The organism is Micromonospora sp. NPDC023956 (genome assembly GCF_040639195.1).
Lineage (GTDB): Bacteria > Actinomycetota > Actinomycetes > Mycobacteriales > Micromonosporaceae > Micromonospora.
In genome coordinates this window covers 796698-799818 of record NZ_JBEZZN010000002.1, presented here as the reverse complement: position 1 = coordinate 799818, position 3121 = coordinate 796698, and the positions used below count along the sequence as shown (strand labels likewise).

The 3121-nt window shown below is 73.1% G+C and carries 4 protein-coding genes and 1 tRNA gene; 3 read left to right on the top strand and 2 right to left on the bottom strand.

Going from position 1 to position 3121, the window contains the following annotated elements:
• Window positions 1-72 precede the first annotated feature (72 nt).
• Window positions 73-159 (bottom strand) — tRNA-Ser (locus AB0F58_RS06215).
• A 96-nt stretch (window positions 160-255) separates the two neighbouring features.
• Here AB0F58_RS06215 and AB0F58_RS06210 point away from each other — a divergent pair.
• Window positions 256-795: an AAA family ATPase gene (locus tag AB0F58_RS06210; protein WP_357138614.1), complete on the top strand. Its 540-nt coding sequence runs from the start codon at window positions 256-258 to the stop codon at window positions 793-795.
• 9 nt (window positions 796-804) lie between these two features.
• Window positions 805-1782: an NAD(P)H-quinone oxidoreductase gene (locus AB0F58_RS06205; protein ID WP_357138611.1), complete on the top strand. Its 978-nt coding sequence runs from the start codon at window positions 805-807 to the stop codon at window positions 1780-1782.
• A 73-nt stretch (window positions 1783-1855) separates the two neighbouring features.
• On the opposite strand, the gene soxR is transcribed toward AB0F58_RS06205, so the two are convergent.
• Entirely contained in the window at window positions 1856-2296 is a 441-nt protein-coding gene (gene soxR, locus AB0F58_RS06200; protein ID WP_357138608.1) for a redox-sensitive transcriptional activator SoxR, read from the bottom strand.
• Window positions 2297-2343: 47 nt separating this feature from the next.
• Between soxR and AB0F58_RS06195 the strand changes: the two genes are divergently transcribed.
• Window positions 2344-3051, top strand: coding sequence for a transketolase (locus AB0F58_RS06195; protein ID WP_357138605.1), 708 nt, complete (start codon window positions 2344-2346; stop codon window positions 3049-3051).
• Window positions 3052-3121: the final 70 nt, after the last annotated feature.

Sequence of the window (3121 nt, the reverse complement as noted above, 5' to 3'; positions counted from 1 at the left end):
CATCCCCCCACCAGCGGACAGCCCCGGTGTAAAAACCGGGGCTGAGCTGCGTTAACGGAGATCCATGAGAGGCGGAGGGTGTGGGATTCGAACCCACGAGGACATCGCTGCCCTACCGGTTTTCAAGACCAGCGCCATCGGCCACTAGGCGAACCCTCCCGGCGCGCCCCCGAGGGGTACGCGACCCCGCCTAGTCTGCCACGACCGCCCGGCGGCGCGAGTCGGCGTCCCGCCCGAACGTGGGATCATCGCGGCATGTGGGACACCCCGTCGGTGGTGCTGGTCACCGGGATCATGGCAGCTGGCAAGTCCACAGTGGCCGAACTGCTGGCCCGCCGACTGTCGCGCGCGGTGCACCTGCGCGGGGACGTCTTCCGCCGGATGGTGGTCAGTGGGCGGGCCGAGATGAGCGCCACACCGTCCGAGGAGGCGTGGCGGCAGCTCCGGCTCCGCTACCACCTCACCGCGTCGACCGCCGACACGTACGCCGCCGCCGGTTTCACGGTGGTCTGCCAGGACGTTGTCCTGGGTCCGGAGCTGGCGGCGATGGTCGACCGGATCCGGCACCGGCCACTGGCGGTCGTGGTGCTCGCACCCCGTCCGGAGGTGGTCGCCACCCGTGAACGGGACCGACCCAAGAAGGGGTACGGCGACTGGCCGGTCGCCGCCCTGGATGCCGACTTCCGCACCACCACGCCCCGGATCGGACTCTGGCTGGACACCTCCGACCAGACCCCGGAACAGACCGTGACGGAGATCCTCACCCGGGCGTGGACCGAGGGACGGATCGGGTAAAACAGGTCCATGCGTGCGATCACGATCCCGGAACCCGGTGGACCCGAAGCCCTGCGTTGGACCGAGGTGCCCGACCCGGAGCCCGGCCCCGGTGAGGTGGTGGTCGACGTGCGGGCCAGCGCGGTGAACCGGGCCGACCTGCTGCAACGGCAGGGGCACTATCCGCCGCCGCCGGGCGCTTCGGCGTACCCGGGCCTGGAGTGCGCCGGGGTGGTCGCCGCGACCGCTCCGGACGTGACCGGGTGGCGGGTCGGCCAGGAGGTCTGTGCGCTGCTGGCCGGTGGCGGGTACGCCGAGCGGGTCGCCGTACCGGCCGGGCAGCTGCTGCCGGTGCCGGCCGGGGTCGACCCGGTCGACGCCGCCGCGCTGCCCGAGGTCGCCTGTACGGTCTGGTCGAACGTCGTCCAGCTCGCCCGGCTGGCGGCGGGCGAGACGCTGCTGGTGCACGGCGGGGGCAGTGGCATCGGCACGTTCGCCATCCAGCTCGGCGCGGCGCTGGGCGCGACCGTGGTGGTGACCGCCCGCGCGGCCAAGCACGAACGGCTGCGTGCGTTGGGCGCGGCGCACACCGTCGACTACCGGGAGCAGGACTTCGTCGAGGAGGTCCGCCGGGTGACCGACGGTCGGGGCGCCGACGTGATCCTCGACATCATGGGCGGGGCCTACCTGGGCCGGAACGTGGCGGCGCTGGCGACCGGCGGCCGACTGGTGGTGATCGGCATGCAGGGCGGACGGAAGGCGGAACTCGACCTCGGCGCGCTGCTGGCCAAGCGGGCCTCGGTGGCCGCGACCGCCCTGCGGTCCCGTCCGCTCACCGAGAAGGCGGCGATCGTCCAGGGCGTACGGGAGCAGGTCTGGCCGTTGGTGGAGTCGGGCCGGATCCGACCGGTGGTGGACCGGCGGATGCCGATGTCGGACGCGGCCGAGGCGCACCGGCTGGTGGAGTCGAGCGACCACCTGGGCAAGGTGCTGCTGGTCACCGGCTGACCGGTCACCCCCGCGACGCACCGCGCCGCGGCCCACCGCCCCCGGCGACGCACCGCGCCGCAGCCCACCGCGCTCAGCGGCGGGGCAGGACCAGTCGCGCGCCCGGCCCCTCGCCGGCGAGCTTGTCGGCGGGGTTGTTCAGGGTGCAGCGCTGCAGTGACAGGCAGCCGCAACCGATGCAGCCGGTGAGGTCGTCACGCAGTTTGCTGATCAGGGTGATCTTCTCGTCCAGTCGGTTGCGCCAGGCGGCGGAGATCCGGGCCCAGTCGTCCGCGCTGGGGGTACGCCCCTCGGGTAGCGAGTCCAGTGCCTCCCGGATCTCGTCGAGCGAGACGCCGACCTGCTGGGCGATCCGGATGAACGCCACCCGACGCAGTTCGGCCCGGGCGTACCGGCGCTGGTTGCCGCCGGTGCGCTCGGCGTGGATGAGGCCGAGCCGCTCGTAGTAGCGCAGGGCCGAGGGGGCCACGCCGCTGCGGGCGGCGAGCTGACCGATGGTGAGTGACTCCTGCATCACGTCGCCCTTGAGTTGAAGTGAACTTCACGTTGCAGGCTAACGGCATGACCGTCACCATCGCCAGCGCCCCGGTCGTCCCGGGCCCGGTCGCGCCGCTGCTGCGGCGGATCGCGGCGGCCCAGGAGGACGACCTCAGCTCGAACGTGTACTCCACCGTCGACGTCCTCTGGGTCCTCTACGACCGGATCCTACGGATCTCCCCGGACCGGCCCGACGACCCGGACCGGGACCGGTTCCTTCTCTCCAAGGGGCACGCCGTCGCCGGCTACTACGCCGTCCTCGCCGCCAGGGGGTTCATCCCACCGGAGTGGCTGGACGACGCCTACGGTCCGGCGAGCCGCCTCGGCGGCCATCCCGACCGCGTCCTGGTGCCGGGCGTCGAGATCGGGTCCGGGTCGCTCGGGCACGGGCTCGGCATCGGCGTGGGCACCGCGCTCGGCCTGCGGGCCCAGGGCCTGCTCACCCCGAGGGTGTACGTCCTGCTCGGCGACGCCGAACTCGACGAGGGCTCCAACCACGAGGCGATCGCGTACGCGGGCGCCACCGGACTGGCCGAACTGACCGCGATCGTGGTGGACAACCGCTCCGCCACCCACGGCTGGCCGGGCGGGATCGCGGCCCGGTTCACCGTCAACGGCTGGCAGGCGTCCACCGTCGACGGGCACGACCACGACGCCCTGTACGCCGCCCTGACCGGGCACGACCACCACCGGCCGCACGTCGTCGTCGCGGTCGTCGACGGGAAGGAGTGAGCCGTGGCAGCAGTAGCCGAGGCGCCGGTGACCCCGCCGGCCGGAGCCGGGACCACCGGGACCGGGGCGG

Excerpts from the sequence above, each read along its gene's own strand:
- AB0F58_RS06210 (WP_357138614.1), top strand. The coding sequence starts at position 256 with ATGTGGGACACCCCGTCGGTGGTGCTGGTCACCGGGATCATGGCAGCT.
- AB0F58_RS06195 (WP_357138605.1), top strand. The coding sequence starts at position 2,344 with ATGACCGTCACCATCGCCAGCGCCCCGGTCGTCCCGGGCCCGGTCGCG.
- AB0F58_RS06205 (WP_357138611.1), top strand. The coding sequence starts at position 805 with ATGCGTGCGATCACGATCCCGGAACCCGGTGGACCCGAAGCCCTGCGT.
- soxR (WP_357138608.1), bottom strand. The coding sequence starts at position 2,296 with ATGCAGGAGTCACTCACCATCGGTCAGCTCGCCGCCCGCAGCGGCGTG.